This is a genomic window from Rhizobium sp. SG_E_25_P2 (assembly GCF_029892285.1).
GTDB lineage: Bacteria > Pseudomonadota > Alphaproteobacteria > Rhizobiales > Rhizobiaceae > Rhizobium_E.
In genome coordinates this window covers 564,007-590,993 of sequence record NZ_JARXVM010000001.1, presented here as the reverse complement: position 1 = coordinate 590,993, position 26,987 = coordinate 564,007, and the positions used below count along the sequence as shown (strand labels likewise).

Here is a 26,987-nt window from a genome sequence, read left to right as displayed (position 1 = left end):
GGAGAGCCCGATGCAGCGTTTTCAGCTCTATATCAATGGGCAATTCGAGGATGGCGGCGGACGCTTTGCCAGCATCGACCCCGCGACAGGCGAGGCCTGGGCCGATATGCCCGAGGCCCGCAAAGCAGAGGTCGACAGGGCTGTCAATGCTGCCGAGGCGGCGCTCTGGTCTGGCCCCTGGGCGAACATGACCGCGACCCAGCGCGGCAAGCTTCTCTACAAGCTCGCCGATCTCGTCGCCGCCAACGCCGCACGGCTAGCTGAGCTGGAAACCCGCGACACCGGCAAGATCATACGCGAAACATCCTCCCAGATCGCTTATGTCGCAGACTATTACCGCTATTACGCCGGTCTCGCCGATAAGATCGAGGGCGCCTATCTGTCGATCGACAAGCCCGATATGGATGTCTGGCTGAGGCGCGAGCCAATTGGCGTGGTCGCGGCCATCGTTCCCTGGAACAGCCAGCTGTTTCTTTCCGCCGTCAAGCTCGGCCCGGCGCTCGCCGCCGGTTGCACGGTCGTGGTGAAAGCCTCCGAAGACGGCCCGGCGCCGCTTCTGGAATTTGCGCGGCTGATCCATGAGGCTGGCTTTCCGGCTGGCGTCGTCAATGTCATCACCGGTTTCGGTCCGTCCTGCGGCAGCGCGCTGACCCGGCATCCGAAAGTGGCGCATATCGCCTTCACCGGCGGTCCCGGCACAGCTGCGGCCGTCGTGCGGAATTCGGCCGAAAATCTCGCCAGCACCTCGCTCGAACTCGGCGGCAAATCGCCCTTCGTGGTGTTCGCCGACGCCGATCTCGAAAGCGCCGCCAACGCCCAGATCGCCGGCATCTTCGCCGCCACCGGCCAGTCCTGCGTGGCCGGCTCGCGGTTGATCATCGAAGCGTCGGTGAAGGACCGGTTCCTGGCCATCCTCAAATCCCGCGCCGAGGCGATCCGCATCGGCGAACCGCTGGATATGGCGACCGAGGTCGGCCCGCTCTGCACCGAGCGCCAGCGCGCGCTGATCGAGAAGACGATCGACGCCTCGATCGCCGCCGGGGCAAAGCTGGTGACTGGCGGCCGCAAGCTCGGCGACAAGGGCTTCTATTACGCGCCAACTGTGCTTGATTGCGATCACGTCACCTCGCCTTCTGTGGAGACGGAACTGTTCGGCCCGGTGTTGTCGGTCCTGTCCTTCCAGACGGAGGAGGAGGCTGTCAGGCTTGCCAATGACACGCAGTTCGGGCTCGCCTCCGGCGTCTTCACCCAGAACCTCACCCGCGCGCACCGGATGATCAAGCGCATCCGCGCCGGCGTGGTCTGGGTGAACACCTATCGCGCGGTCTCGCCGATCGCGCCGTTCGGCGGCTTCGGCCAGTCCGGCCAGGGCCGCGAGGGCGGGCTCGCCGCAGCGCTTGATTACACCCGCACCAAGACGGTCTGGGTGAGGACCTCGGACGATCCCATCCCCGATCCCTTCGTGATGCGGTGACGCCATGTATTACGAGATCCGCACCTACAGGCTGAAGAATGGCGCGATCCCCGACTATCTCAAAGTCGTGGGCGAAGAGGGCATCGCCATCCAGAAGAAACATCTGGGCCAACTGGTCGGCTACTTCTTCTCGGAAATCGGCCCCATCAACGAGATCGTTCATATCTGGGCTTTTGACAGCCTTGATGACCGTGACGCGCGCCGCGCCCGCCTGATGGCGGACCCCGCCTGGCGCGCCTTTCTGCCAAAGATCCGCGACCTGATCGAGGTCGCGGAAAACAAGATCATGAAGCCGGCGGCGTTTTCACCGCTCGGCGGGAGTGCGCCTATCCAAACTACGTGAATGCCAATAATCAAAACAAGGAACGGGAACATGAAAAAATCATTCGCAATCGCCGCTCTCATGACTGTGGTCGGCTTCACCGGCGCAGCGCAAGCTGAGGACATGGTGTTCGCAAGCTGGGGCGGCACCACGCAGGATGCGCAGAAGGCCAGCTGGGCCGATAGTTTCACCGCCAACACCAAGATCAATGTCATCCAGGACGGCCCGACCGACTACGGCAAGATCAAAGCCATGGTCGAAGCCGGCAATGTGACCTGGGACGTGGTCGATGTCGAAGGCGATTACGCCGTGCAGGCCGGCAAGGCCGGCCTTCTCGAAAAGCTCGACTTCTCGGTGATCGACAAGTCCAAGCTCGATCCGCGTTTCGTCACTGACTATTCGGTCGGTAGCTTCTATTATTCCTTCGTCATCGGCTGCAACAAGGACATCGCCGGCAATTGCCCGAAGACCTGGGCCGATCTCTTCGACACCGCCAAATTCCCCGGCAAGCGCGCCTTCTACAAATGGTCGGCTCCGGGCGTGATCGAGGCTGCGCTGCTCGCCGACGGCGTATCGGCTGAAAAGCTCTATCCGCTCGATCTCGATCGCGCCTTCAAGAAGCTCGACACGATCAAGGCCGATATCGTCTGGTGGGACGGCGGCGCCGCCTCCCAGCAGTTGCTCGCCTCCGGCGAAGCGCCGTTCGGCTCGTTCTGGAATGGCCGCCTGACCGCGCTCGCCGCCACCGGCGTGACGGTCGAGACCTCCTGGGACCAGAACATCACGGCCGCCGACTCGCTGGTCGTGCCGAAGGGCGCCAAAAACAAGGACGCGGCGATGAAGTTCATCGCGCATGCGACCGCCGACATGCAGCAGGCGCAATTCGCCATGGCGACCGGCTATGCGCCGACCAATCTCGACTCCAACCTGTTGATGGAAGAAGCGATCCGCAAGACGCTGCCTGACATGCAGGCCGACAGTCAGGTCAATGCCGACATGGATTACTGGGCCGAACATCGCGATGAGATCGGCAAGCGCTGGTACGACTGGCAGGCGAAGTAAACGTTAAACCGTATCGCCGGCCGATCTTGAGTGTTCGGCCGGCTCATTCTTCACCGGAATCATTGCCATGACCACGAGCGCCACAGTCGCGCTGAGACGGGGGCCGGCAGGGCGCGGAAGCGCTCTCGCCTATGTCGCGCCGGCGCTCATTCTCATTGTTCTCTTCTTCGTGACGCCTGTCACGGGCCTGATGCTGCGCAGCCTCACCGAGCCGCAATTCGGCCTGCAGAATTATGCCGAACTGATCGGATCGGGCACCTATGTGCGGATTTTCGCCAACACCTTTCTCGTTGCCGGTGTGGTGACCGTTCTCTCCGTGATCATCGGCTATCCTGTCGCCTGGGCGCTCGCGGTCATGCCGGAGCGCTGGTCGCGGCTGGTCTTCGCCATCATCATCCTGTCGATGTGGACCAATCTTCTCGCCCGAACCTATGCCTGGATGGTGCTGTTGCAGCGCACCGGCGTCATCAACAAGACGCTGAAAGCGCTCGGCCTGATCGACCAGCCCCTGGCGCTGGTCAACAATCTCGTCGGCGTCACCATCGGCATGACCTATATCATGCTGCCTTTCGTGATCCTGCCGCTGGTCGGCGTCATCAGGTCCATCGACCCCGCCATACTCAGGGCCGGCGCGCTGTGCGGCGCCAATAGCTGGCAATGCTTCACCCGCATCCTTCTGCCGCTTTCGCTTCCCGGGATTGCCGCCGGCGCGCTGATGGTCTTCGTCATGGCGCTTGGCTATTATGTCACGCCGGCTCTACTGGGCGGCACGGCCAATATGATGCTGGCTGAAATGGTGGCGCAATTCGTCCAATCGCTGGTCAATTGGGGCATGGGCGGCGCGGCCGCCTTTGTGCTGCTGGTGGTGACGCTGATCCTCTATGGCGTGCAATTACGCTTCTTCGGCGCTGGCCGGATGAGCTAGGGGGGAACGCGATGCTTCTGGATTTCGAAAAACTCGGCGCATGGAAATGGCTGCTCATCGGCGTCACCACGCTTGTGTGTCTGTTTCTCATCCTGCCGATCGTGTTCATCGCCGCGCTGTCCTTCGGCTCGTCGCAATGGCTGATCTTTCCGCCGCCATCCTGGACCACACGCTGGTATGCCGAACTCTTCGCCGATCCGCGCTGGCTCTCTTCCGCCTTTACCAGCCTGAAGATCGCGTTGATCGTCACGGTGCTCTCGGTGGTGACAGGGTTTCTGGCCGCGCTCGGCCTCAATCGCGGGCATTTCATCGGCAAGGAGGTGCTGCGCGCGCTGTTTCTCACGCCGATGATCCTGCCGGTGGTGGTGCTCGCGGTGGCGCTTTACGCTTTTTTCCTGAAGATCGGGCTTGCCGGCACGACGCTGGGCTTCATCATCGCCCATCTTCTGATCGCCTTGCCTTTTTCGATCATCTCCATCGGCAATGCGCTCGAGGGTTTCGACAAATCGATCGAGGACGCCGCTATTCTCTGCGGCGCCTCGCCCTGGGAAGCGCGGCTCCGTGTCACCGTGCCCGCCATCAGCCATGGGCTGTTCGGCGCGGCGGTGTTCTCTTTTCTCGCCTCCTGGGATGAGGTGGTGCTGGCGATCTTCATGGCGAGCCCGACGCTGCAGACGCTGCCGGTGAAGATCTGGTCGACGCTCAGGCAGGATCTGACGCCGGTGATCGCGGCGGCCTCCACGCTTCTCATCCTGTTCACCATGCTTTTGATGATCATCGCGGCTGTGGTCCGCAAGGGACGGAAATCATGACTTCACCCTTTCTCCAAATCCGCGGCATCCGCAAGGATTACGGTCCCGTCACCGCCGTCAAGGACGTGACGCTCGATGTGCGCCAGGGCGAGTTCATGACCTTTCTTGGCCCGTCGGGTTCGGGGAAGTCGACGACGCTCTACATCCTCGCCGGCTTTCAGGATCCGACCCAGGGCGATATCCTGCTCAACGGCAAGACGCTGCTCGACACGCCGTCGCACAAGCGCAATATCGGCATGGTTTTCCAGCGCTACACGCTGTTTCCGCATCTGACGGTGGGCGAGAATGTCGCTTTTCCCTTGCGTATCCGGCGGCTGCCGAAGGCCGATGTCGAACGCCGGGTGAAGGAGGCGCTGCGTCTCGTGCGCCTCGAAGGGTTCGAAGATCGCAAGCCCGCGCTGATGTCGGGCGGCCAGCAGCAGCGCGTCGCGCTGGCCCGGGCTCTGGTCTATGAGCCGCCGGTGCTGCTGATGGACGAGCCGCTATCGGCGCTCGACAAGAAGCTGCGCGAGGAAATCCAGTTCGAAATCCGCCGCATCCATCAGGAAACCGGCGTCACCATTCTCTATGTCACCCATGACCAGGAAGAGGCATTGCGCCTGTCCGACCGTATCGCCGTGTTCAGCCATGGCAAGATCGACCAGATCGGCACCGGCCAGCAGCTCTATGCCGATCCGTCGACCCGGTTCGTGGCGGGTTTCGTCGGCGATTCCAATTTCATCGAGGTCGATATCGTCGCTGTTGACGGCGGCAAAAGCACCTTGGCGCTTCCGGGCGGCGTCATGGTGTCGGGCGTGCCGCTCCACAGTCAGGGAACGGGCCAGAAAGCATCGCTCCTGCTACGGCCGGAGCGTATCGACATTGCGCGCGGGACAAGCCGCGACGCGCTTTCCGGCCAGGTTCGCGATCTGACCTTTCTCGGCAACAACACGCATCTTCTGGTCGATATCGGTTCCGGAGAGCCGCTGTCGGTTCGGTTGCCTTTTGGACATCCGATGCTTGAAGGCCTTGGTCACGGCGCAGAGGTGCATCTCAGCTTCAGTCCAGCCGAGGCGCACGCTTTCAGGAGCTAATGGCGAAAGCGACGAGTTGACGCTGTTTCCTCGGCTCAAATCGTTCATTGCCAGCCGCGCTGACCTGCAGCGTCATCCGCTATATCGTCACACGAAGTTGTCCCAAACGCTCGCAGAGCGATTTGGTGATGCCGGCGGTTCCCCACGCACCTTTGAGATCGGCGGAAAGCAGCCCGTCCGACATCGCGGCATTGGTTACATGGCGGATGTCGCGCGCCGCGCCGGCAAGACGTTCGTCGCCATTCTTTTCTCCGAGCCAATCCAGCATCGCCGCAGCCGAAAGTACCGTTCCATACGGATTGGCGATCCCCTTGCCGGCGATGTCCGGCGCCGAACCATGCGCGGCCTGGAAAAAGCCGTTGCGGTCGCCGAGCTCTGCCGAAGGCGCGAGCCCCATGCCGCCGATCGTGGCCGCGCCGAGATCGGAGATGATGTCGCCGAACATATTCTCCGTGACGATGACGTTGAAATGCTGCGGTCGCAGCACGAGATGCATCGTCATGGCGTCGATCAGCACATATTCGGTCTCGATATCGGGATAGTCGGGCGCGACCGCGTCGAACACCGATCGGAAGAAGGCATAGCTTCGGAGCACATTGGCCTTGTCACAGCAGGTGACGCGCTTGACGCCGTCTTTCGGCGCGCCGTTCGATTGCCGAGCGAGTTCGAACGCTTTGCGCACGATCCGCTCGACGCCGCGTCGGGTCTGCACCAGCGTGTCGACCGCCAATTCGCCGCGCAATTGCACGCCCGCGCCGCGCGCCGCATAGAGGCCTTCGCTGTTTTCGCGTAGGATGATGTAATCGATGTCTCCCGCTTTCACGCCGGCCAGTGGGCATTCCACGCCCTGAAACAGGCGGATCGGCCTGATATTGGCGTAGAGATCGAGTTCAAAGCGCAGCCTGAGCGTGAAATCAAGGCCGGCCTCGGTGCCGTCCGGATGCACGACGCCGGGAATGCCGCCGGCGCCGTGGAGGATCGCGTCCGCATCGCGGCAGGCGGCGAAAGTAGGATCTGGAAAGCTCTCGCCGGTCATGAGGAAATGCTCCGCGCCGGCGGGATATTCGCGGAAATTCAGCGGCGACTGGTTGCCGAGCGCCGCCCGCACGACCTCAATGGCTGCCGCGCAGACTTCAGGCCCGATTCCGTCGCCATGCACGACGGCGATTTCATAAATATCCTTCATCGCAGGCCCTTCAGATACATTTGCCGCCATCGACGAGAAGATCGACGCCCGTGATCATGCTGGCCTCGTCCGAGCAGAGAAAGGCCGCGGCGTTGCCCATGTCGGCGGGCGTCGAAAGCCGTCCGATCGGGATGGTGGAAACGACGCGGGCGCGGATTTCGTCGCTGTCGCCGCCGATAAAGGTCGACAGCAACGGCGTTTCCCCGGCCACCGGATTGATGGCGTTGACCCGTATGCCGAACGGCGCAAGCTCCACCGCCATGCCCTTGGTCGCGGCGATGCCCCAGCCCTTTGAGGCGTTGTACCAGGTGAGGTTGGGTCGCGGCGAAACGCCTCCGGTCGAGGCGACATTGAGGATCGCGCCCTGCTTCTGCGCCTTGAAATGCGGCAGCACCGCACGGGCGCCATTATAGATCGAACGGATATTGACGTTGAACAGCCGCTCAAACAGCGCCTCGTCCATGTCTTCCATCGGCATGGGAGCTTGGCCAATGCCGGCATTGTTGACGAGGATATGCAAACCGCCGAATGTTTCGATCGCATGGTCGCGCGCCGCATGGAAGTCGTCCATCGACGACACGTCGCCGGAGATGGGCGCCGCCAGACCCTTGTGATCGCCCGCAACCCGTTCGGCAGCGGCGATGTCACGGTCCATCAGCACGACGCGCGCACCTTCTTCCACGAATTTTCGGACGATTCCCTCGCCGAAACCCGATCCGCCACCGGTGACGATGGCCACTTTCCCTGCAAGACGCATGGATGTTCCTCCCTTTGTCCGCAACATCGGACAAGTCGAGCGGATTTCACAGTCGGATTATCTGAACGCCCTTTTAGCTTTCTTTATTTGTGTCCACCGACGCCGATGGTGAATATCGCGCCAATGAGAATCTGGGAGGAGCCGACATGACGATCAATTTCGACGCCAGGAAAATGGCGGCGGAACTTTATGATGGCGGCTTCCGGCCGATGTTTATCGGCGGCCAGTGGGTTGCGTCTGTGACCGGTGAGGTCAGCGAGAGCCATGATCCCGCAACCGGCGCCGTCTTGGCGACGGTGCCCCTGTCCTCGGCGGCGGATGTCGATCTCGCTGTCGCCGCAGCCCGCCGCGCCTTCGACGGACCCTGGTCGCGTTTTTCGCCCTATGAGCGCCAGGCGCTTCTCCTGAGGATCGCCGATCTCTTCGAGGCGAATTGGGAGCGCCTCTGCGTGTCCGACACGCTCAATATGGGCATGCCGATCACCCGCACCCTGGCTAACAAACGCCGCGTTGTCGGCATGCTGCGCTACTATGCGGGCATGGCGACGGCGCTGCATGGCGAGGTCATCGAAAACTCCATTCCCGGCGAGATCGTGACTTTCACCCGCAAGGAGCCGATCGGCGTCGTCGGCGCGATCATTCCCTGGAACGCCCCGACCGCAGCCTCGATCTGGAAAATCGCTCCGGCCCTGGCGACGGGCTGCACAGTGGTGCTGAAACCGTCCGAAGACGCGCCCCTGACGCCGCTGCTGATCGCCAAGCTCATGCAGGACGCCGGCTTGCCCGATGGAGTCGTCAATATTGTCACCGGCAAGGGCGCGGTGGCCGGAGCGCGGCTCGCTGAACACCCAGATGTCGACAAGATCGTCTTTACGGGCTCGACTGCGACAGGCCAGGCCATCGCTCGCGCAGGTATCGCCAATCTCAAGCGCGTCTCGCTCGAACTCGGCGGCAAATCCCCCGTCATCGTCTGCCGCGACGCCGATATCGACCGCGCCGTGCCGATTGCCGCGATGAGCGTCTTTGCGCATTCCGGTCAGATCTGCATCGCCGGCTCGCGGCTGTTCGTGGCCCGCGAGATCCATGACGAATTTGTCGCTAAACTCGCGGATTTCGCGCGCGGGCTGCGGCTCGGCCATGGAATCGAGCCTGACACCGATCTCGGCCCCCTCATCTCGCCTCGACAGGCGAAGGTCGTGGAAGGCTTCATCGCCTCGGGGCAAAGCGAAGGCGCCGAGCTGATCACAGGGGGATCACGACTGTTGGGCGCGCCCTATGACAAAGGCAATTTCATCACGCCGACAATCTTCGGCGGCGTGAAGGACGACATGCGAATCGCGCGCGAGGAGATTTTTGGTCCGGTCATTTCCGCAATGCCGTTCGATACCATCGACGAAGTGGTCGACCGCGCCAATGCTAGCCCCTATGGCCTGGCCGCAGGCGTCTTCACGCAGAATCTCGGTCTCGCACACAAGCTGACCCGACGCATAAAGGCGGGATCGGTATGGGTGAACATGTATCACGCAATCGATCCGGCCGTGCCCTTCGGCGGGATGAAGATGTCGGGCTATGGACGCGAAGGCGGCGCCGAACATCTGTATGAATATCTCGAAACCAAGGCGATCTGGATCCAGACAGACTGATCAGCCTTCGCCGCGCAGATTGGTGCGGATCAGCGCGATCAACTGCTCGGCATAGCGTTGCTGCACGTAGCCGCGCGCGGTGATGATGCCGACCGCACGATGCGCATTGGGGTTGTCGAGCGGCGCGACGCGGATGCGGCGATCGATCTTCGCCCCGAGCGCGATGCTGGGCACAATGGAGATGCCGAGTCCCGACGAGGCGAGCGCCACGGCAGTCTGGGCGCTCTCCACCTCGTACTGGACCTTGAGTTCGATGCCCGCCTCACGCGTAAGCCGGTCCACAAGCGCCCGGACCGCAGTCTTGCGATTGAGCATGATCAAGGGGAATTGCCCCAAGTCTTCCAGCCGGACCGCCTTTTCGCCATTGAACAATTCTTCGGGAATGCAGGCGACGAGCGGATCGTCGATGATCGATTCGAACTGGAATTCGTTGAGGTTCGGCACCTCTGGGCCGATATAGAACTCGACCTCCTGCTGTTGCAGCAGGATCAGGGCGGCCTGCGGCGGCGTCTCCTGCACCTCGACGACGCTGCGCGGATAACGAAGCTTGAACGTCGCCAGGATATCGCCGAGCCGGCTCGAGGCGAGGGTCGGGGCGCAGGCGATCTGGATCTTTCCCTTGCGGCGCGCCGCCAGTTCCGTCAGCCGGTCCAGGCTGGCCTGCACATCGCCCATGGCGCGCCCGATCTCTTCGAACAACACCTGGCCTTCATTGGTGAGATTGACCCGCTGCGGCGTGCGCGTGAACAGGCTGATGCCGATCTGTTCCTCAAGATCCTTGATTTGCATGCTGACTGCGGAGGGCGATCGGTTGCTTTCTTCGGCGGCCTTGCGAAAGCTCCCGGATTCCGCCGCAAGAAGAAATGTTTGCAACAGCTTCAAATTGACGCTTGGCATAATGATTTTGGTCTCAATTGCGCCGACCGATCCCGGACAGCTCCTCCGGCTGAGAGCATATGCGCCAAAGACAGGGTGACAAGGTCAGTCGGACATAAAAGCCGCCTGCGACGATTGGCGCGGGCGGCTGGGAAAACCCTTTGCGAAGACGCTAATGAACGGCGGCGAACATGATCTTCTCTTCGGTCGCATCCGCTACCATCATTTCCTCGACGACGCGACCCCGCTTTACCACGAGAATGCGATCGGACACCGCCAAGATCTCCGGCAAATAAGAAGAGATAACCACCACGGCCATCCCCTGGTCGGCGAGTTCGCTGATCAACTGATGGATCTCGACAATAGCGCCGACATCGACGCCACGCGTCGGCTCGTCGAAGATAATCAGCTTGGGCTTCTGGATCAGGGATTTGGCGATGACGACCTTCTGCTGGTTGCCGCCTGATAGTTCGATCATGCGTGCCTTGTCGCTGATCTGCTTTAGTTTGAGCCTTGAGCCCCAATCGGCGACGAGATCTTTGGCGCGAGACAGGGAGACGATGGAAAACGGATTATCGCCATTGGACAATTCACCGATCTGAAGGTTCTGGCCTGCGGTCATGGTTTCGAAGAAGCCATCGAGCTTGCGGTCTTCCGTCACATAGACGATGCCGTCCATCACCGCCGGGCGCGGCACCCTGTAACGTACGGATTTGCCAAACAGCCGAATTTCCCCGCCGTGGAAAAGGTCGCGTTTCATGGCTCCCGCCACCACCTTGGCCATCTCGGTGCGGCCCGCCCCGACCAGACCGAACATGCCCGTGACCTGCCCGGCGAAAACCGAGAAGGATGAATTGCGCACGAGGCCGGCGCAGGACAGGTTCTCGACCGACAGCACCTTCTCGCCATAGGGACGCGGCGTTCGCTGGGCCGAGCCATGCAGCGTTTCCGTAAGATTGCGGCCAACCATGGCCTGGACGACCGAATTGCGGGTGAAGTCGGCGGCCTTGCCGCTCGCGACGATCTCGCCGTCCCGCATCACGGTGACGCGATCGGCGACCTGGAGCGCCTCCTCCAAAGCATGCGTGATGAAGACGACCGCCACGCCCTGCTTGACCAGTCGGCTGAGCAGATTGAAGAAATGACGCTTCTCCTCGGGCGTCAAGGTGGCTGTCGGCTCGTCGAAGATGATCACGCGCGCCTTGTGATGCACGGCCCGCGCGATCTCGACCATCTGCTTATGGGCTGCGCCAAGCGTGCTGACTTGCGCGGTGGGATCGACCTGAAACCCCATTCCAACAAGGAATTGTCGCGCCTGGATGTTCAAGCCGCGCAGCCGGTTGAAGATCTTCTCCTCGCCGAGATAGAGATTTTGCGCCACCGTCATCGCCGGAACGAGATTGGTCTCCTGAAACACCATGGCGATGCCGGATTTGAGCGCGTCGGACGGCGAGCCGAAATCGACCTCGCGGCCGTCAAACAACAGTTTGCCCTCGGTGAGACGATACACGCCCGACATGACTTTGGTCAGTGTCGACTTGCCCGCGCCATTCTCGCCGAGCAACGCATGAATTTCACCCGGCTTGACGGTGAAATCGACTTTCTTGAAGGCCGCGACCCCGCCGAATGTCTTGGAGGCGTTCTTGAATTCAATGATCGTATCCATGTCAGCCTCGCTCTTGGCTCGCGACGCCTGCCAGGCGCAGGATTTTGGATCCGCCGCGCGAGGCGACGATCAAATCGTCGCCATGTTCGCAGGCGGCGACCGCGCCATGCGATTTGCCGTCGGCGCGGGAATGAAAACTCGACAAGGGCCGCATATGGGAATCGCAGTTGACCACCAGACCATAGGAGCGCGTCACCGCATAAGGTTTCAAGACGCCCATCTGCTTGAGCTGGCTGCCCTGCATCGGTTCACGATAGGAACTCCAGGAGCTGAACGACGGAGCGACCCAATACGGCTCCGGGATTTCCGCCAGCATGCGCTGACGGAACTTGTCCTCGCGCAGGATGAATTCCACCAGCTGATTGCGGCTCGAATAGAATGACAACCAATAGCCTGCGTCGATGGCGGGGGCGATCCGCGCCGGATAGGCTGGCAGATGTTCGAGGACATTGTCGGCGTGACCATTGGCCAGATCGATCGAAATGACCCGGTGACGCCAGGCCTCGCTGACGAAGATCCGGTTGGAGCCGGTGGTGGCGACCCCCGCCGGCCAGGCAAGGCCGGATTTGACGCAATCGAGCTTGCCGCGGGCGAGATCGATTTTCCAGATCGATCCCGAACATCCCTTCTGCATCAGGTCGCGTCGCCAACCGGCCGTGCCCAGCATGGCCGATCCATTGGCGGCCAGCAGTGTGTCGCTGTCGAGAAAGGTCAGGGCGGTGACGCAGCCGAGCGTCTCTTGCGCCGTGGTCTTGAAGACAGCCCCGTCATGGGCGCCTCCCTTGATGACGACGCCTTCGCCATCGAGCGCGATGGCGATCATTCCCCGGGCGGTGGCGATCGCCGTGACATCCTGATCGAAGCCGGCCAATTCCTCCATCGCTCCGTCGATCTGCAGCCTGAGCAGCTTGCGGCCCGACGACAGCAGAATGCCCTTCGGCGTTGACACGACATTGTCGGCGCCGCCGGCCAGGGCGATCGTTTCGGCGTCTTCGAGCCTCTGGTTGGGCAGCAGTGGCCCATCGAATGTGGGTACGGTGACGGCCCAGTCGCCGCGGCCGAGAAAGCGGTCGAGTAGTTTTCCCAGCGGTCTCATGCGCTCTTGCCCCAATAGGAGTCGTTACTGAACCAGGTCTGATCACGGTCGGGCAGCTTGAGCGTGCCCATGCGATTGTTGAAAATGCCACAAAGATAGAGCGTTCCCTTGTGCTCGCGCATAGAGGTGATCATCGGGTGTTTTTCACCCGTCTGGTCCCACAGGCTTTCCAGAATCTCGCCCTGCTCGTTGAAGCGCAACACGCAGCCGGTGTTGAGATTGGGCATCAGCCAGGCGTCTTCCGATACCCGCCGCGCCATGCGCCGGCGGAAACCGGGCATTTCGAGCGACAGGTCGAGGGCCGGCGTCCGCATGCCCATCAGGGCCAGCCAATAGGTGCCGTCGGAGGCGCGGTTGAGGTTGTCGGGATAGCACGGCAGCCCTTCGATCACGCGCTCCAGCTTGCCGGCCTTGGGGCCGGAGAAATAATAGCGGTTGATCCGGCAGGCCCAGCTTTCGGCGAACAGCACCGATTGTCCGTCGAACGACGTGCAGACGCCGTTCGGGAAGACGAGGTTCGAGAGCAGCGTTTTGGTCACGCCGGTCGCCGGGTCGTAGACGATGATACGGCCATTGCCCCGGCTTTCCAGCGCGTCGGCATACCAGTCGTGCATTTCGAAACGGACGGTGGCTTCGGAGAAGACGACGCGGCCGTCCGGCAGGATGTCCAGATCGTCGGCCAGCTTCATCGTGCTGTCGTCGACGACCGAGGTCAGGCTGCGATTGGTTTCGGCCGTCAAGAGTTTGGGAACGCCCTCGGGCGAGACCTGGTATAGCCCCATGCCGGCGACGCAGACGACGAGGTTGCCGTGCCTGTCAAATTCCATCCCGAGCGGCGAACCGCCAATATGGGCGAAGACTTCGCTGCGGGTGTAGTTGGGCGGATAGAAACGGAGGATATCGCCCTGACGGCTGCCGGTGTAAAGCCGGTCTTCCTTGTCGAAGATCACGTCCTCGGCGCCGTCGAGAATGCCGAGACCGATGACGCCGGCATCCGCGAGCCGATCATTCACCGCCATCGGCGAGCCTGGCTCCGTGGAGATGGCCTGGGACATCTTCGCGAAGGTCGGCGAAATATAGACGCTGCGCAGGATCTTGTGGCGGTTCTTCACCCAGCGCACGTCGAGAAACACCGAGACGAGCAGCACGAGGCCGAGCGTGAACGCGTTGACCGGGCCTGGCACCGCGAGCGTCAGCAGGCTGTTGGACAGAACCAGCACGAAGACCACGCCCATCAGCGCCTTGGCGACCGAACCGCGACCGCCGCCCAGCGAAATGCCGCCGAGCACGGTGGCCGTCAGCGCCTGCAACTCAAGGCCCGAGCCGACATCGGCGGCGGCGCTGCCGATGCGGGCGCAGAACAGGAAGGCCGCAAGCGACACCAGCACCGAACAGACCACATAGGCACTGAACACCGTCCACCGCACATTGATGCCGGCATTGTAGGCCGAGCGCCGGGCTCCGCCCACGGCGAACAGCCGCCAGCCATATCGACCGCGCGACAACACCAGGTGGATGATCACGGCGATGATGACGAAGAAGACGAAGGACACTGGAAAGCCGAAGATCAGGCCGAGGCCAAACCAGTCATAGACAGGCGAATCCGGATAATTCGTCACCAGCGCCGTGGAGACTTTCGGAAAAATGCTTTCGAAGACGGAGCGGAAGATGATGAGCGTGACAAGCGTGGTCAGAAACGCCCGCATTCTGAGAATGCCGACCATGAAGGCGTTGATCGCGCCGCAGGCCGCTCCGACCGCGAGCGTCGCCGCCAATCCGACGCCAAAGCTCCATTGCCCGACATTCATGCCATAAAGCGTGGCGAGAACCGCAAGCGCAAAAGTCGACCCAATCGAGAGATCGATGCCGCCCGACACCATGACGATGGTCAGGCCGAGCACGATCAGACCCAGTTCGGCCGTCTGGCCGCTGAGATTGGTCAGCGTGGCCAGGCTGAAAAATCCGGGAACGATGGAGCCGAAAATCGCGCAGAGGAGAACCAGCGCGAAGAAGGGGATGACGCTGTCGATCCACTTCTTGGCGAGGATCTCCCCGACCACATGGTCGGGGAGGGCGCGATAGCGCAAGCGTATAAGGCGTTCTGCCAAGCTCATCTGTCTGTTCCGCGCTTATTTGAAGTCGTCGAGCTTCCAGCAATTACGGCCGGAGGCGTTGTTCTTGTCGACGCGGGTGATGGGGCCGAAGAAGATCGTCTTTTCGCTGCCCGCTTCGCGATCCGGCTGCTGCAGCAGTTCGGAAATCTGCTGCGCCGAAATTTCAGCCTGGATCGGGGCGTTGAAATTGAAGATCACGTCGAGCAGACCGTTTTCGATACTCTTGCAGCCTGTGTCGCTGCCGGCGCCATTGGTGACGATGGTCACCTGGTCCTGCTTGCCGGCGGCCTTGACCGCAGCGCCCGCGCCGACTTCGGCATTGTCCCAGATGCCCATGATGCCGCAAAGGTCGGGATGCTGCTGCAGCACGGTCTCGGTAATCTGTCGCGCTTTTTCGCTCGAATAGTCGGCCGGCTGGTCGGAGACCAGTTCAAGCTCCGGGTTCTGTTTCAGGATCTCGTCGATGCCCGTGCGCATATAGATATTGGCGGCGCCGGTCTGGACGCCGGCGAGCCAGACGACTTTGTGCGACGGCGCGTTCGGGCCGGTGCAGGTCTTGGCGAGTTCGGTCATTTCGAGCCGGCCCATCTCGATCCAGTCGTTGCCGACGTAAGAGTCGGTCTGGGTGGCGGACTGCATGTTGACCTGCAGCACCTTGATGCCGCTGGACTGCGCCTGCTTGAGAAGACGGGCATAGGTCTGCACGTCGGGATTCTGCACGATGATCAGGTCGGGCTTTTCGGCGATCGCGCCCTGCATGGCCCGGATGCCGGCATTGGTGTCGCCATTGGGATCGCGCACTTCGAGCGTAAAGCCGTAACGGGCGGCATGGCGCTGCCAGACGACGACCCAGGCCTGGTTGAGGTCCATGCCCTGCGAGATCGGGATGAAGATGACCTTCTTGCCCTTCATCGCATCGAGATAGGCCTGTCGTCCTACCTGATCCGTCTCTTGCGAGACTGCGGCCAAAGGTGTGGTCAAAATGGCTGCGGCGGTTAAGCCGGCGAGAATGATGTTCTTGAGAATCGTCATGGTTTCCTCCCTGTAGACGTCTCGGTTTCAGATATCTCCGCTTTGCGAGGTCTGCTCGTCGCGCGGATTGATGATCGCATCAATGGCGAGCGCGCTGAGAAGGATCACGCTTTTGATGAGGTTCTGACTGGTGTAGCTGAAATTGAGGATGGTCATTCCATTGGTCAGGATGCCGACCAGGATCGTGCCGACGATGACATTGCGCACCCCGCCCTGGCCGCCCGACAGACCGATGCCTCCCAGCACGACCACGAGCAGCACGTCATAGATCAGGCTCGAACTGTAGAGCGTGGTGTTGATACCCGTGACCAGGCCGGTCATGATGATGCCGGCCGTAAACGCGATCAGCGCGCTGATGACATATTGCGCGACGATGATCGGCCGCGTCGGCAGACCCATCGTGCGTGCGGCATGGGGATTGTCGCCGGCGGCATAGACCAGGCGGCCGAAGCGCGTCTTTCGCAGAAAAACGCCCATCACCAAGGTCACGACGCTGAAAATGATCACGGATGCCGGCAGCCCGAACACTGTGCCCGCGCCCACCCATTTGAGCCAGGCGACGTCGTTCGGCGCATAGAGGACATCCGAGGCGAAGACGTAACGGCCCGCGCCGTAGACGGATGAAGCGATAGCCAGCGTCACGAAGATCGGCGGTATCTCGGCGAATGCGATCATAACGCCGGTGAACAGGCCTATCAGCGCAACCAGCAGCGCGCCGAGCAGCACCGCCAGCGTGAAGTCGATGCCCCATTGCGAGATCCAAATGCTGAAGGCGACGCCGACGACCATGACGGCGACCATGGTGAGATCGATGCCGCGCCCGACGACGACAAAACCCATGCCGACAGCAAGCGTGCCGAGGATGGACACGTTCTTCAAAAGCGCAATGATGTTGCCTTCCGACAGAAATTTGTCGAGAACCACCGAAAAGATCAAAAACAACAACACGGAAATGCCGACGACGACAGTTTCCTGACTGAGTTTGATCGGTTTGCCGGCCATTTTTTCGCCGCTCCCCATATATGCCTCCCTGATCGCGATCCCACGACTGTATGCGTCGTTTCGGATCGCCAATCACCTCCCCAGCCTTGGCCGGGCTCCTCGCGATGACCATCTTCCTTCGATGCCGCCAGGGCAATTTCGTTTTTCTGACACGCTGTTCAGTTCCGACGAGGCGATCGAACGCCTCCGGAGGCGGTCTCGTCCCAGGGCATTCAGTCCGGAGCCGGCAGAACGGAAAGCGAGCGTTTCAGGCAGCCCAGCGTAAAACTGGAGCGTGAATGCCGAACGCCGGGGATCTTGTACAGCTTCTTCTGCAGGAAATCCGCGTAGCCCTGCGTGCCCTCGACTGCGACCTTGATGAAATAGTCGTATTCGCCGGTCGTCAGATAGACTTCGATGACTTCGGGGAGGGCGGCCATCGCCCGACCGAAATTGGCCACGGCCTCATCGTCATGTCGGTCAAGCGTCACCTCCAGAAGCACAGTCTCCCTGACGCCGAGCAGGCTCTGATCGAGCACGGCGGTATAGCCCGAAATGAAGCCTTCGTTTTCCAGGCGGCGAACTCTCTGCCAGCATGGCGCGGCGCTGAGGCCGACCATTTCGGCGAGCTGGGTATTGGTGAGGCGGCCGTTCTCGACCAGCGCGCGCATGATCTTGCGGTCGATCCGATCCAGCGCCTTGTTCATGACGTTCCTCAAAATAATATTTTGTATTTATTGATTGTGGTGAAAGATAATTTCTATAAATACGTCATTGTCAATATTTTTTGAGAATTAATTTGGTGGAGTTGGGAATAGGCTGTTTGTGCATGTTGACGTTGGGAGGCGCCATGTACACCATCCGATTTTCTGTGCTTCAACCCTTTGACGCGCTGCTGCGCGCGCTGGATAGCCTGCGAAAGATGGGGTTTGGGCTGCTGGGCATGAACATCGCCCAGTGCGGTTCGCATTATGTCACGGAGCTTCGGTTTGAGGTTCGCGGCAACCTGACCGCGGACACATTCGTCGAGCGGCTCCGTCTCCATGACATCGCCGATCTTGTCGTTGCCGAACTCGCTTCCGAAGCGTTCGCGCGGGAAGAGCTCGACCAGTCCGAGCGGCGGGGCGCGTCATGGACTTTTCAATAACCGCCGAACAGCAGTCAATGGTGGATGTGGCGACGTCCTTCGCAGCGGAACGGATCGCGCCGAACGCATCGGCTTGGGAGCATGCGGGCTCCATTCCCCGAGATATGCTGGAGGACATCGGCGCTCTGGGCTTCGGCGGCATCTGCGTGTCGGAGGAATTCGGTGGTTCCGGATTGTCGCGACTGGACGCCGCGCTCATTTTTGAGGCTCTGGCGAAAGCCTGCCCTTCCGTGGCCGCCTTCGTATCCATCCACAATATGTGCGCCTGGATGATCGATCGGTTCGGCTCTCGGGACATGCGCTCTACCTGGCTTCCCGACCTCTGCGCCCTGCGCAAGATCGCGTCCTATTGCCTGACCGAACCGGGCGCGGGATCCGACGCCGCGGCGCTGCGCACGACCGCACGCGCTGAGGGTTCGACCTATGTGCTCAATGGGGCAAAAGCGTTCATTTCAGGCGGCAATTATTCCGATGTTTACATCGTCATGTGCCGGACGGGAGAGGCCGGGCCGAAGGGGATTTCGGCGATGGTCGCCCCGAGCGACAGCGAGGGCCTGAGCTTCGGCGCTTTCGAACGGAAGATGGGCTGGCGCGCGCAGCCGACGGCTGCGGTTCACTTCGATGAATGCCGTGTGCCTGAGGATAATGTGTTGGGCGAGATCGGCGCGGGGTTCCGCTACGCGATGAAGGCCCTGGACGGCGGTCGTCTGAATATCGCCGCCTGCGCTCTCGGCGGCGCGCAATTCGCGCTCGACAGGGCGCTCGCCCATATGCGCGAGCGCCGCGCCTTCGGCGCGGCGCTCAGCAGTTTCCAGGCGCTGCAGTTCAAGGTCGCCGACATGGAAACCGACCTCCAAGCGTCGAGAGCGCTGTTGCATCAAGCGGCATGGAAACTCGACAACCATGCGCCCGACGCAACCAAATTCTGCGCCATGGCCAAGCGCTTTGTCACGGACGCCAGTTTCGATGTCGCCAATGCGGCGCTGCAGCTGCATGGCGGCTACGGCTATCTCGAAGACTATGGAATCGAAAAGGTCGTCCGCGACCTCCGCGTGCATCAGATCCTGGAAGGCGCCAACGAGATCATGCGGCTGATCATCGCCCGTCACATGTTCGAATGAGGTTTGCGGGATGAACAACGACGTTCTTTTCGATATAGAAGGCGGGGTCGGTCGGATCAGTCTCAACAGGCCCGATACGCTCAACGCCATCAACGAGGCCATCGTCGATGCCATCGATGGCGCTCTCAGGACATGGCGGGATCAAGTCGACGTCGCCTGGGTGATGCTCGAGGGCCGTGGCGACAAGGCGCTGTGCGCCGGCGGCGATCTCGCGAGCCTGTACGCCATGGGCAGAGCGGGGGATTTCGATCGCGCCTCGGCGTTCTGGCGGCGCGAATATAGGCTGAACGCCCTGATCGCACGCTATCCCAAGCCCTATGTCGCCATCATGCACGGCTTCGTCATGGGAGGAGGCGTCGGTCTTTCGGCGCATGGAACGGTGAGGATCGCCGCCGACAACTGCAAGATCTCCATGCCGGAATGCTCGGTCGGTCTGATGCCGGATGTCGGCGGCACATTGTTGCTTGCCCGGGCGCCAGGCTTTGTGGGCGAATTTTTGGGGCTGACGGGCCATCGCATGAGCGCGGCAGACGCAGTCTATGCCGGATTTGCCGATATCGTGGTGTCTGCCGAGGACATTCCGGCCCTGAAAGCCCTGATGATCGCGACTGGCGATGTCGGCGCCGCCAGGGAGATGTCGACACAGCCGGGGTCCTCGCAACTCCAACAGCATCGCGCCGAGATCGACGCGGTCTTTGCGGCGCCTGATCTCACATCTGTTCTCGACCGTCTTGCCGTCATGTCTGGAGACTGGGCGTCGGCGACGCGGGAAGCGATCGGGCGCGGCTCGCCGCTTTCGTTGCGTGCAACCTTCGAGGCCATCCGCCGAGCGCGATCCACCTCCGATATCCGCGCGGCCCTGCGCACCGAATACCGGTTCGTCTCGCGCGCAATGCGGCACGGAGATTTTCTCGAAGGCATCCGCGCCCTGATCATCGACAAGGACAGGAAGCCGGTATGGCGGCATCCGACGATTGCCAGCGTTCCCGATGAGCTGGTTCAGACAATGTTGAGCGCGCCAGACGGCGGCGATCTCGAATTTTCGACGGAGGAGGTTGGACAATGAAGATTTGCTTTATCGGCCTTGGTCACATGGGCGCGCCGATGGCCGCCAATCTGGCGCGGTGCGGCCATCAGGTCATCGGCTTCGACATAGCCCGTCCCGCAGTCGAAGGCGTGACGCTCGCTGACGGGGCCGCCGAGGCAGCAACGGGCTGCGACGCGGTCATCACCATGCTTCCTGACGGGCAGATCCTCCGATCTGTCTATGCTGACATCATAACGGTAGGCGCAGCGAACGCTCTTTTCATCGATTGCTCCACCGTCGATATCGCCAGCGCTCGCTGGGCGCATGGACAGGCGCGCGCGCGGGGGCTTCGTCCGCTCGATGCGCCAGTTTCGGGCGGCATATCCGGTGCGGCGACGGCCGCGCTCACCTTCATGGTGGGCGGCGAAGAGGCTGCGTTCACCGATGCGTTGGGGATATTCGACGCGATGGGCAAGCGCGCCGTCCATTGCGGTTCGGCCGGAGCCGGTCAGGCCGCCAAGATCTGCAACAACATGATCCTCGGAATTTCCATGCTGGCGGTCTGCGAGGCTTTCACCCTCGCAGACCGGTTGGGCCTCGACAGGCAAAAGCTGTTCGATGTCGTCTCCACCTCATCCGGCTCCTGCTGGTCGATGAACAGCTATTGCCCAGCCCCCGGCGTTGGGCCGCATAGTCCCGCAGACAATGGCTACCGGCCCGGCTTCGCCGCCGAACTCATGCTCAAGGATCTCGGATTGAGCCAGGACGCAGCAGAAGACTGCGCCGCGCCAACGCCGCTCGGCGCGATGGCCACCACGATTTACCGGGATTTCGTCGCCTCTGGCGGTCGCGGCCGCGATTTTTCGGCCGTGCTCGAGACGATGGCGTCGATGGGGCGGGGAGACCGCCCATGAGTGACGGGCTCGACATCACCATCAGCGATCGCGTCGCGCTCGTGACGATGAACAGGCCAGAGGTCCTCAACGCCTTGAGCTCGACGGTGTTGCTAAATCTGCTGGCTGCGTTGCGAACACTGGACGAGGATCCGCGCATCGGGTGCATCGTGCTGACGGGATCCAGCAGGGCCTTCGCCGCCGGGGCCGATATCCGGGAAATGCAGGCGAAATCCGCCGGCGATATGGCCGCCGAAGACTTCTTCGGCGGATGGGGAGAGTTCACCCGGCTCAGAACCCCCAAGATCGCCGCCGTCTCCGGCTATGCCCTCGGCGGCGGCTGCGAACTCGCGATGATGTGCGACATCATCTATTGCAGTCGGTCGGCAAAGTTCGGCCAGCCGGAAATCAAGCTCGGCGTCATTCCCGGCATGGGCGGCACCCAGCGTCTGACCCGGCTCATCGGGCGGGCCAAGGCGATGGACATGATCCTGACCGGCCGGATGATGGACGCAGACGAGGCCGAACGCGCCGGCCTGGTTGCCCGTGTTTTCGTCGATGACGCGCTGCTGCCGGAAAGCCTGGCGGCCGCAAGGACGATCGCGTCCTACAGCAAGCCGGCCACGATGCTCGCTGCCGAAGCGGTCGACCGCGCCGAGGAAGTCTCGCTCGCCGAAGGCGTTCTGTTCGAGCGGCGGGTGTTTCATTCGTTGTTCGCCACGGAGGACCGAAAGGAAGGCATGGCGGCCTTTCTGGAAAAACGCCCAGCTGTCTTCGTCGGGCGTTGAGGAGGAACCATGTCGAAGAGCCCGCTTTCATTGACCATTCCGGAACCGGAATTCCGGCCCGGCGACCAGCCGGATTTTTCCGCTCTTGCTATTGCCCAAGCCGGCGAGGTCAGGCGGCCCCCCGTGGATGAAGCCCCGGAGTTGATGCGTGACCTCGCCTTCAGCCTCATTCGTGTTCTCGACGGCGACGGAAAGGCCAGGGGGCCATGGGCCGGCGGCCTTTCCCCGGATGCGCTGCGCGACGGGCTGCGGCATATGATGACTCTGCGCGCGTATGACAGCAGGATGCTGATCGCCCAGCGACAGGGCAAGACATCATTCTATATGCAGCACGCCGGCGAGGAGGCGATCAGTTGCGCCTTTCAGCGGGTGCTGCAGCAGGGTGACATGAACTTCCCCACCTACCGGCAGGCCGGGCTGTTGATCGCAGCAGGCTATCCCATCGTCGACATGATGTGCCAGGTTTATTCCAACGAGGGAGACAGTGCGCGCGGTCGCCAGTTGCCGGTGTTCTATCAATCGCGCGCGCATGGCTTCTTCTCGATTTCCGGCAACCTCGCCACGCAATATATCCAGGCGGTCGGCTGGGCCATGGCCTCGGCGATCGCCGGCGACACGAAGATCGCGGCGGCCTGGATCGGTGACGGATCGACGGCGGAAAGCGACTTTCACGCCGCGCTTGTTTTTGCGTCCACCTATAAGGCGCCGGTCGTGCTCAATATCGTCAACAATCAGTGGGCGATCTCGACCTTTCAGGGCATCGCGCGCGGCGCGGCCAGCACATTTGCGGCGCGGGGCCATGGCTTCGGCATTCCGGCGCTGCGCGTCGACGGCAATGACTATCTCGCGGTTCACGCCGCCGGATCCTGGGCGGCGGAAAGGGCGCGCCGCAATCTCGGGCCGACAGTGATCGAATATGTCACCTACCGCGCCGCGGGCCATTCCACCTCGGATGATCCCGCCGGCTACCGCCCACGCCAGGAAGGCGAGATTTGGCCGCTCGGCGATCCGTTGGAACGCCTCAAGGCGCATCTCATCGCAATCAGCGAATGGTCCGAGGAACGTCACGAGCAGGCCGCGGCCGAGATCTCCGAGCATGTTCTCGCCGCGCAAAAGCAGGCGGAGGCCATCGGCACGCTGCATTCTGGCCGCCAGCCGTCGCCAAGACTGATGTTCGAGGATGTCTATGCCGAGATGCCGCCGCATCTTCTGGAACAGCGCCAACAGGCGGGGTATTGAACATGACGAGAATGACGATGATCGAGGCCCTGCAAAACGCCCATGATCTGGCGATGGCGGCTGATAGTCGCGTGGTGGTGATGGGGCAGGATGTCGGCTATTTCGGCGGCGTCTTCCGCTGCACTGCCGGTTTGCAGAAAAAATATGGCAAGACACGCTGCATCGACGCGCCGATCAGCGAACTCGGAATCGTCGGCGCGGCGGTGGGTATGGCGGCCTATGGCTTGCGGCCCTGCGTCGAGATCCAGTTCGCCGACTATATGTATCCGGCTTACGACCAGATCGTTTCGGAAGCGGCCCGTCTTCGATATCGATCGGCTGGCCAGTTTTCCTGTCCGCTGGTGGTGCGCATGCCGACAGGCGGCGGAATCTACGGCGCCCAGACGCATAGCCAGAGCCCCGAGGCGCTGTTTACTCATGTCGCAGGGCTCAAGACGGTTATTCCCTCGACCCCAGCGGACGCCAAAGGTCTGCTGCTTGCGGCGATCGAGGATCCCGATCCGGTGATTTTCCTTGAGCCGAAGCGGCTCTATAACGGTCCTTTCGACGGCCATCATGATCGCCCGATCGTCTCCTGGAAAAGCAGCGAGGCCGGCGATGTCCCTGACGGCTATTATACGACGCCGCTCGGCAAGGCCGCATTGCGGCGAACAGGGCCAGATCTGACCATCGTCACCTATGGAGCCATGGTCCATGTCAGCCTCGCGGCGGTGAACGAAATCGGCGTTGACGCGGACGTCATAGACCTGAGAACGCTGGTCCCGCTCGACAAGCCGACAATCATGAACTCGGTCAGAAAAACCGGGCGATGCGTCGTCGTGCACGAAGCCACGCTCACGTCAGGTTATGGCGCCGAATTGGCGGCTTTGATCCAGAAGGAATGTTTTTATTGGCTCGAAGCGCCCGTCGAACGCGTCGCGGGTTGGGACACGCCCTATCCGCATGCTGCCGAATGGCAGTATTTCCCCGGTCCGCAGCGCGTCGCCGACGCGATAGCCGCCGTCATGGAGGCTTAAATGACGGAATTGACCATCAAGCTCCCGGATGTCGGTGAAGGCGTCGCCGAGGCCGAACTCGTCGAATGGCATGTTCGGATCGGTGATCGTGTGCGCGAGGATGACATCCTGGCGGCGGTGATGACGGACAAGGCCACCGTGGAAATTCCCGCGCCTGTGACCGGGACGGTCGTTTGGCTCGGCGGCGAAATCGGTGAGCTGTTGGCGGTGGGCGGGCCGTTGGCGCGTCTTGCGGTCGATGATCAAGGCAGTGTTCAGCTGGCGGCGTCGCCATCGAATGGGACGCCCGAACTGGAAACGGACGCCGACCCGTCGCGCCCGCCGGAAGCATCGTCTGAACCGATGGTCGCCGCGTCGCAGATAGGGACGGCGCAAGAACGCTCTCCGCATGCCTTGCCCGCAAGGCATATGGGTTCGGTCGACCGCCAAGGCCGAGGCGAAACCCCGCTCGCGTCGCCCGCCGTCAGGTTGCGGGCAAAGAATGCCGGTGTCGAACTGGTCTATGTGCAAGGCTCCGGACCCGGCGGACGCGTCACGCATGAAGATCTCGACGCCCATTTGGCCGGCGCTCGTCAAATCTCCCGTCCCGGCACGACCGATACGGTGCGCGAGGTCAAGGTCGTCGGCCTTCGACGCAAGATCGCCGAGCGTATGGCGGAGGCGAAAAGACGCATTCCCCATATCACCATCGTCGAGGAGATCGATGTCACCGTCCTCGAAGAACTGCGGGAAAGCCTCAATGTCGAGCGCCGGGATGGACAGTCGAAACTGACGCTTCTGCCTTTCCTGATGGCGGCCATCGTCAGGGCGGTCCGGGAGCAACCTGGGATGAACGCGCATTTCGACGACGACGCGGAGGTGATCCGGCAATATTCCGCAGTCCATATCGGGATTGCGACGCAAACGAAAGCCGGTCTGATGGTTCCGGTCGTCAGGCATTGCGAGCGCCGCACGCTCTGGCAAACAGCTGAAGAACTCGGACATGTGGCCGAGGCGGCGCGAAATGGCGATGCAACCCGAGAGCAACTGACCGGATCGACAATCTCGATATCGTCTCTCGGCCCGCTCGGCGCAATCGCCACCACGCCGATTATCAATCGACCCGAAGTGGCGATCGTCGGCGTCAACCGCATGGACATCAGGCCGAAATGGAACAGCTCGGCCTTCATTCCGCGCAAGATGATGAATCTGTCGTCGAGTTTCGACCATCGCGTGATCGATGGCTGGGACGCCGCCGTCTTCGTCAAACGCCTCAAGACCCTGATCGAAACGCCGACACTCATTTTCATGGAGAGTTGAGATGGCCGATCTCCAGGCAAAGCTCTTGATCATCGGCGGCGGACCGGGCGGATATGTCGCCGCGATCCGCGCCGGCCAACTCGGCGTCGATACGGTCCTGGTGGAGAAGGATGCGCTTGGCGGCGCCTGCCTGAATGTCGGCTGCATCCCTTCCAAAGCCCTGATCCACGCGGCCGACGAATTTTACGCCGTGTCGCGCGCCGCGTCCGGCACGTCCAATACGGGCGTACGGGGGCTGGGCGCGTCCATCGATTTCAGCCAGACGATCGCCTGGAAGGATGGGATCGTCAGACGCCTGACCGGCGGCGTCGGCGCGCTTCTGAAGAAGGCGGGCGTCAAGGTCATCGCCGGTCAGGCTGATGTCATCGACGGGAAAACCGTCGCGGTCGGCAACGGCGCCCAACGCCAAGTCATAACAGCCGAGACTTTGCTGATCGCCAGCGGCGCGACGCCGATCGAGCTTCCATTCCTCCCGTTTGGCGGCGATGTGCTGTCGTCCGCCGAGGCGCTCGCCCTGACCGAAATACCTCGAAGCATGGCGATTGTCGGCGCCGGCTATATCGGCCTCGAAATTGGCTGCCTATACGCCAAGCTCGGCGCGACGATAACGCTCATAGAGGCGGCATCCCGCATCTTGCCGCATTACGACGAAGACTTGACGAAGCCCGTTTCGGCGCGCCTCAAACAGTTGGGGGTCGACGCGCTCATCGAAACGCACGCCAAAGGTCGCGCTGAAAACGGATGTGGCCTGATCGTCGAACACCGAACCGGAGAGCAGCGGCTGATTGAAGCCGAGAAAATCCTGGTCGCGGTCGGCCGCAAGCCCGCGCTGTCTGGTTGGGGCGTCGCGGATCTCGGGCTCGCGATGAACGGTCCCTATGTGCAGATCGACGACCGCTGTAGAACGTCGATGCGCGGGGTCTACGCGATCGGCGACATCACCGGCGAGCCGATGCTCGCCCATCGCGCCATGGCCCAGGGCGAGATGGTGGCTGAAATCGTTGCCGGGCTGAACCGCAATTGGGACAAGCGGGCAATCCCGGCGATCTGCTTTACGGATCCGGAGATCGTCAGCGTCGGCCTGTCGCCGGACGAGGCGCGCGCATCGGCGATAGACGCCAAGGTCGGGCTGTTTCCATTCCGCGCCAATGGCCGGGCCATGACGATCGGCCGAGATGACGGCTTTGTCCGTATCGTGGCCCGTTCGGATAATGACGTCATCCTGGGCATTCAGGCGGTTGGCGCTGGCGTCTCCGAACTCGCGGCGTCCTTTGGGCTGGCCTTGGAAATGGGCTGCCGGCTTCAGGATATCGCGGGCGCAGTTCATGCACATCCCAGTCTCGGAGAAGCCGTGCAAGAAGCCAGTTTCGCGGCGCTCGGCCGCGCCATGCACATGGCGTGAACGCCTCCAAGGACATCGGGCGTCGATAGCCTGGCG

General features: G+C 62.0%; 25 protein-coding genes. 16 read left to right on the top strand and 9 right to left on the bottom strand.

Translation table 11 applies throughout. The features are described 5' to 3' along the window. The first annotated feature begins 10 nt into the window (after positions 1–10). From M2360_RS02770 to M2360_RS02745, 6 genes are all read left to right on the top strand, one after another. Complete coding sequence (locus M2360_RS02770; protein WP_280772838.1) at positions 11–1,474, top strand: aldehyde dehydrogenase; 1,464 nt, start codon at positions 11–13, stop codon at positions 1,472–1,474. 4 nt (positions 1,475–1,478) lie between these two features. Further along, positions 1,479–1,817 (top strand): NIPSNAP family protein, encoded by a 339-nt coding sequence (locus M2360_RS02765; protein WP_280772837.1) that lies wholly within the window; start codon positions 1,479–1,481, stop codon positions 1,815–1,817. Between the two features lie 30 nt (positions 1,818–1,847). Beyond that, positions 1,848–2,858 (top strand): ABC transporter substrate-binding protein, encoded by a 1,011-nt coding sequence (locus M2360_RS02760; RefSeq protein WP_280772836.1) that lies wholly within the window; start codon positions 1,848–1,850, stop codon positions 2,856–2,858. A 61-nt stretch (positions 2,859–2,919) separates the two neighbouring features. Continuing rightward, complete coding sequence (locus tag M2360_RS02755; protein ID WP_280773073.1) at positions 2,920–3,783, top strand: ABC transporter permease; 864 nt, start codon at positions 2,920–2,922, stop codon at positions 3,781–3,783. 11 nt (positions 3,784–3,794) lie between these two features. Further along, a complete protein-coding gene (locus M2360_RS02750; protein ID WP_280772835.1) occupies positions 3,795–4,595 on the top strand; it encodes an ABC transporter permease in 801 nt (266 codons plus the stop codon). Beyond that, positions 4,592–5,668 (top strand): ABC transporter ATP-binding protein, encoded by a 1,077-nt coding sequence (locus M2360_RS02745; RefSeq protein WP_280772834.1) that lies wholly within the window; start codon positions 4,592–4,594, stop codon positions 5,666–5,668. Before M2360_RS02750 ends, M2360_RS02745 begins: the two co-directional genes overlap by 4 nt. Before the next feature lie 79 nt (positions 5,669–5,747). Here the strand turns inward: M2360_RS02745 and M2360_RS02740 are convergent, their stop codons facing one another. Continuing rightward, positions 5,748–6,854 (bottom strand): isocitrate/isopropylmalate dehydrogenase family protein, encoded by a 1,107-nt coding sequence (locus tag M2360_RS02740; protein ID WP_280772833.1) that lies wholly within the window; start codon positions 6,852–6,854, stop codon positions 5,748–5,750. Positions 6,855–6,864: 10 nt separating this feature from the next. After that, positions 6,865–7,611 (bottom strand): glucose 1-dehydrogenase, encoded by a 747-nt coding sequence (locus tag M2360_RS02735; protein ID WP_280772832.1) that lies wholly within the window; start codon positions 7,609–7,611, stop codon positions 6,865–6,867. Between the two features lie 146 nt (positions 7,612–7,757). Here M2360_RS02735 and M2360_RS02730 point away from each other — a divergent pair, with 146 nt between their 5' ends. Further along, on the top strand, positions 7,758–9,254 hold the full coding sequence (locus M2360_RS02730; RefSeq protein WP_280772831.1) for an aldehyde dehydrogenase family protein: 1,497 nt from the start codon (positions 7,758–7,760) through the stop codon (positions 9,252–9,254). Here M2360_RS02730 and M2360_RS02725 read toward each other — a convergent pair whose 3' ends face one another. The 7 genes from M2360_RS02725 to M2360_RS02695 form a co-directional block, all read right to left on the bottom strand. Then, positions 9,255–10,151 (bottom strand): LysR family transcriptional regulator, encoded by an 897-nt coding sequence (locus tag M2360_RS02725; protein ID WP_280772830.1) that lies wholly within the window; start codon positions 10,149–10,151, stop codon positions 9,255–9,257. It lies immediately after the preceding gene. A gap of 151 nt (positions 10,152–10,302) precedes the next feature. Further along, positions 10,303–11,796, bottom strand: coding sequence for a sugar ABC transporter ATP-binding protein (locus tag M2360_RS02720; RefSeq protein ID WP_280772829.1), 1,494 nt, complete (start codon positions 11,794–11,796; stop codon positions 10,303–10,305). A 1-nt stretch (position 11,797) separates the two neighbouring features. Continuing rightward, positions 11,798–12,892 carry a strictosidine synthase gene (locus M2360_RS02715; RefSeq protein ID WP_280772828.1) on the bottom strand — a complete coding sequence of 365 codons (1,095 nt, stop codon included), beginning with the start codon at positions 12,890–12,892 and terminating at the stop codon, positions 11,798–11,800. Beyond that, complete coding sequence (locus M2360_RS02710; RefSeq protein ID WP_280772827.1) at positions 12,889–15,006, bottom strand: SMP-30/gluconolactonase/LRE family protein; 2,118 nt, start codon at positions 15,004–15,006, stop codon at positions 12,889–12,891. The genes M2360_RS02715 and M2360_RS02710 overlap by 4 nt, the downstream gene beginning before the upstream one ends. 15 nt (positions 15,007–15,021) lie before the next feature. Further along, positions 15,022–16,038, bottom strand: a complete 1,017-nt coding sequence (locus M2360_RS02705) for a sugar ABC transporter substrate-binding protein (protein ID WP_280772826.1) — start codon at positions 16,036–16,038, stop codon at positions 15,022–15,024. 27 nt (positions 16,039–16,065) lie between these two features. Further along, a complete protein-coding gene (locus M2360_RS02700; RefSeq protein WP_280772825.1) occupies positions 16,066–17,058 on the bottom strand; it encodes an ABC transporter permease in 993 nt (330 codons plus the stop codon). A 194-nt stretch (positions 17,059–17,252) separates the two neighbouring features. Beyond that, positions 17,253–17,726: an Lrp/AsnC family transcriptional regulator gene (locus M2360_RS02695; RefSeq protein ID WP_280772824.1), complete on the bottom strand. Its 474-nt coding sequence runs from the start codon at positions 17,724–17,726 to the stop codon at positions 17,253–17,255. A 143-nt stretch (positions 17,727–17,869) separates the two neighbouring features. Between M2360_RS02695 and M2360_RS02690 the strand changes: the two genes are divergently transcribed. From M2360_RS02690 to lpdA, 9 genes are read left to right on the top strand one after another with little or no spacing between them, the layout of a single operon-like run. Further along, on the top strand, positions 17,870–18,166 hold the full coding sequence (locus tag M2360_RS02690) for a hypothetical protein (RefSeq protein ID WP_280772823.1): 297 nt from the start codon (positions 17,870–17,872) through the stop codon (positions 18,164–18,166). After that, entirely contained in the window at positions 18,151–19,287 is a 1,137-nt protein-coding gene (locus M2360_RS02685) for an acyl-CoA dehydrogenase family protein (RefSeq protein ID WP_280772822.1), read from the top strand. Before M2360_RS02690 ends, M2360_RS02685 begins: the two co-directional genes overlap by 16 nt. Before the next feature lie 10 nt (positions 19,288–19,297). Next, positions 19,298–20,353 (top strand): enoyl-CoA hydratase/isomerase family protein, encoded by a 1,056-nt coding sequence (locus tag M2360_RS02680; protein WP_280772821.1) that lies wholly within the window; start codon positions 19,298–19,300, stop codon positions 20,351–20,353. Further along, the gene (gene mmsB / locus M2360_RS02675; protein ID WP_280772820.1) at positions 20,350–21,228 is read left to right on the top strand and encodes a 3-hydroxyisobutyrate dehydrogenase; all 879 of its coding nucleotides are present in this window, start codon (positions 20,350–20,352) and stop codon (positions 21,226–21,228) included. The genes M2360_RS02680 and mmsB overlap by 4 nt, the downstream gene beginning before the upstream one ends. Beyond that, positions 21,225–21,995: an enoyl-CoA hydratase-related protein gene (locus M2360_RS02670; protein WP_280772819.1), complete on the top strand. Its 771-nt coding sequence runs from the start codon at positions 21,225–21,227 to the stop codon at positions 21,993–21,995. Before mmsB ends, M2360_RS02670 begins: the two co-directional genes overlap by 4 nt. A 9-nt stretch (positions 21,996–22,004) precedes the next feature. Next, positions 22,005–23,234 carry a 3-methyl-2-oxobutanoate dehydrogenase (2-methylpropanoyl-transferring) subunit alpha gene (locus M2360_RS02665; protein WP_280772818.1) on the top strand — a complete coding sequence of 410 codons (1,230 nt, stop codon included), beginning with the start codon at positions 22,005–22,007 and terminating at the stop codon, positions 23,232–23,234. 2 nt (positions 23,235–23,236) lie between these two features. Beyond that, positions 23,237–24,250: an alpha-ketoacid dehydrogenase subunit beta gene (locus tag M2360_RS02660; protein WP_280772817.1), complete on the top strand. Its 1,014-nt coding sequence runs from the start codon at positions 23,237–23,239 to the stop codon at positions 24,248–24,250. Next, positions 24,251–25,549, top strand: coding sequence for a dihydrolipoamide acetyltransferase family protein (locus tag M2360_RS02655; RefSeq protein ID WP_280772816.1), 1,299 nt, complete (start codon positions 24,251–24,253; stop codon positions 25,547–25,549). It abuts the gene before it with no gap. Position 25,550: 1 nt separating this feature from the next. Further along, positions 25,551–26,951 carry a dihydrolipoyl dehydrogenase gene (gene lpdA, locus M2360_RS02650; RefSeq protein WP_280772815.1) on the top strand — a complete coding sequence of 467 codons (1,401 nt, stop codon included), beginning with the start codon at positions 25,551–25,553 and terminating at the stop codon, positions 26,949–26,951. Positions 26,952–26,987 lie beyond the last annotated feature (36 nt).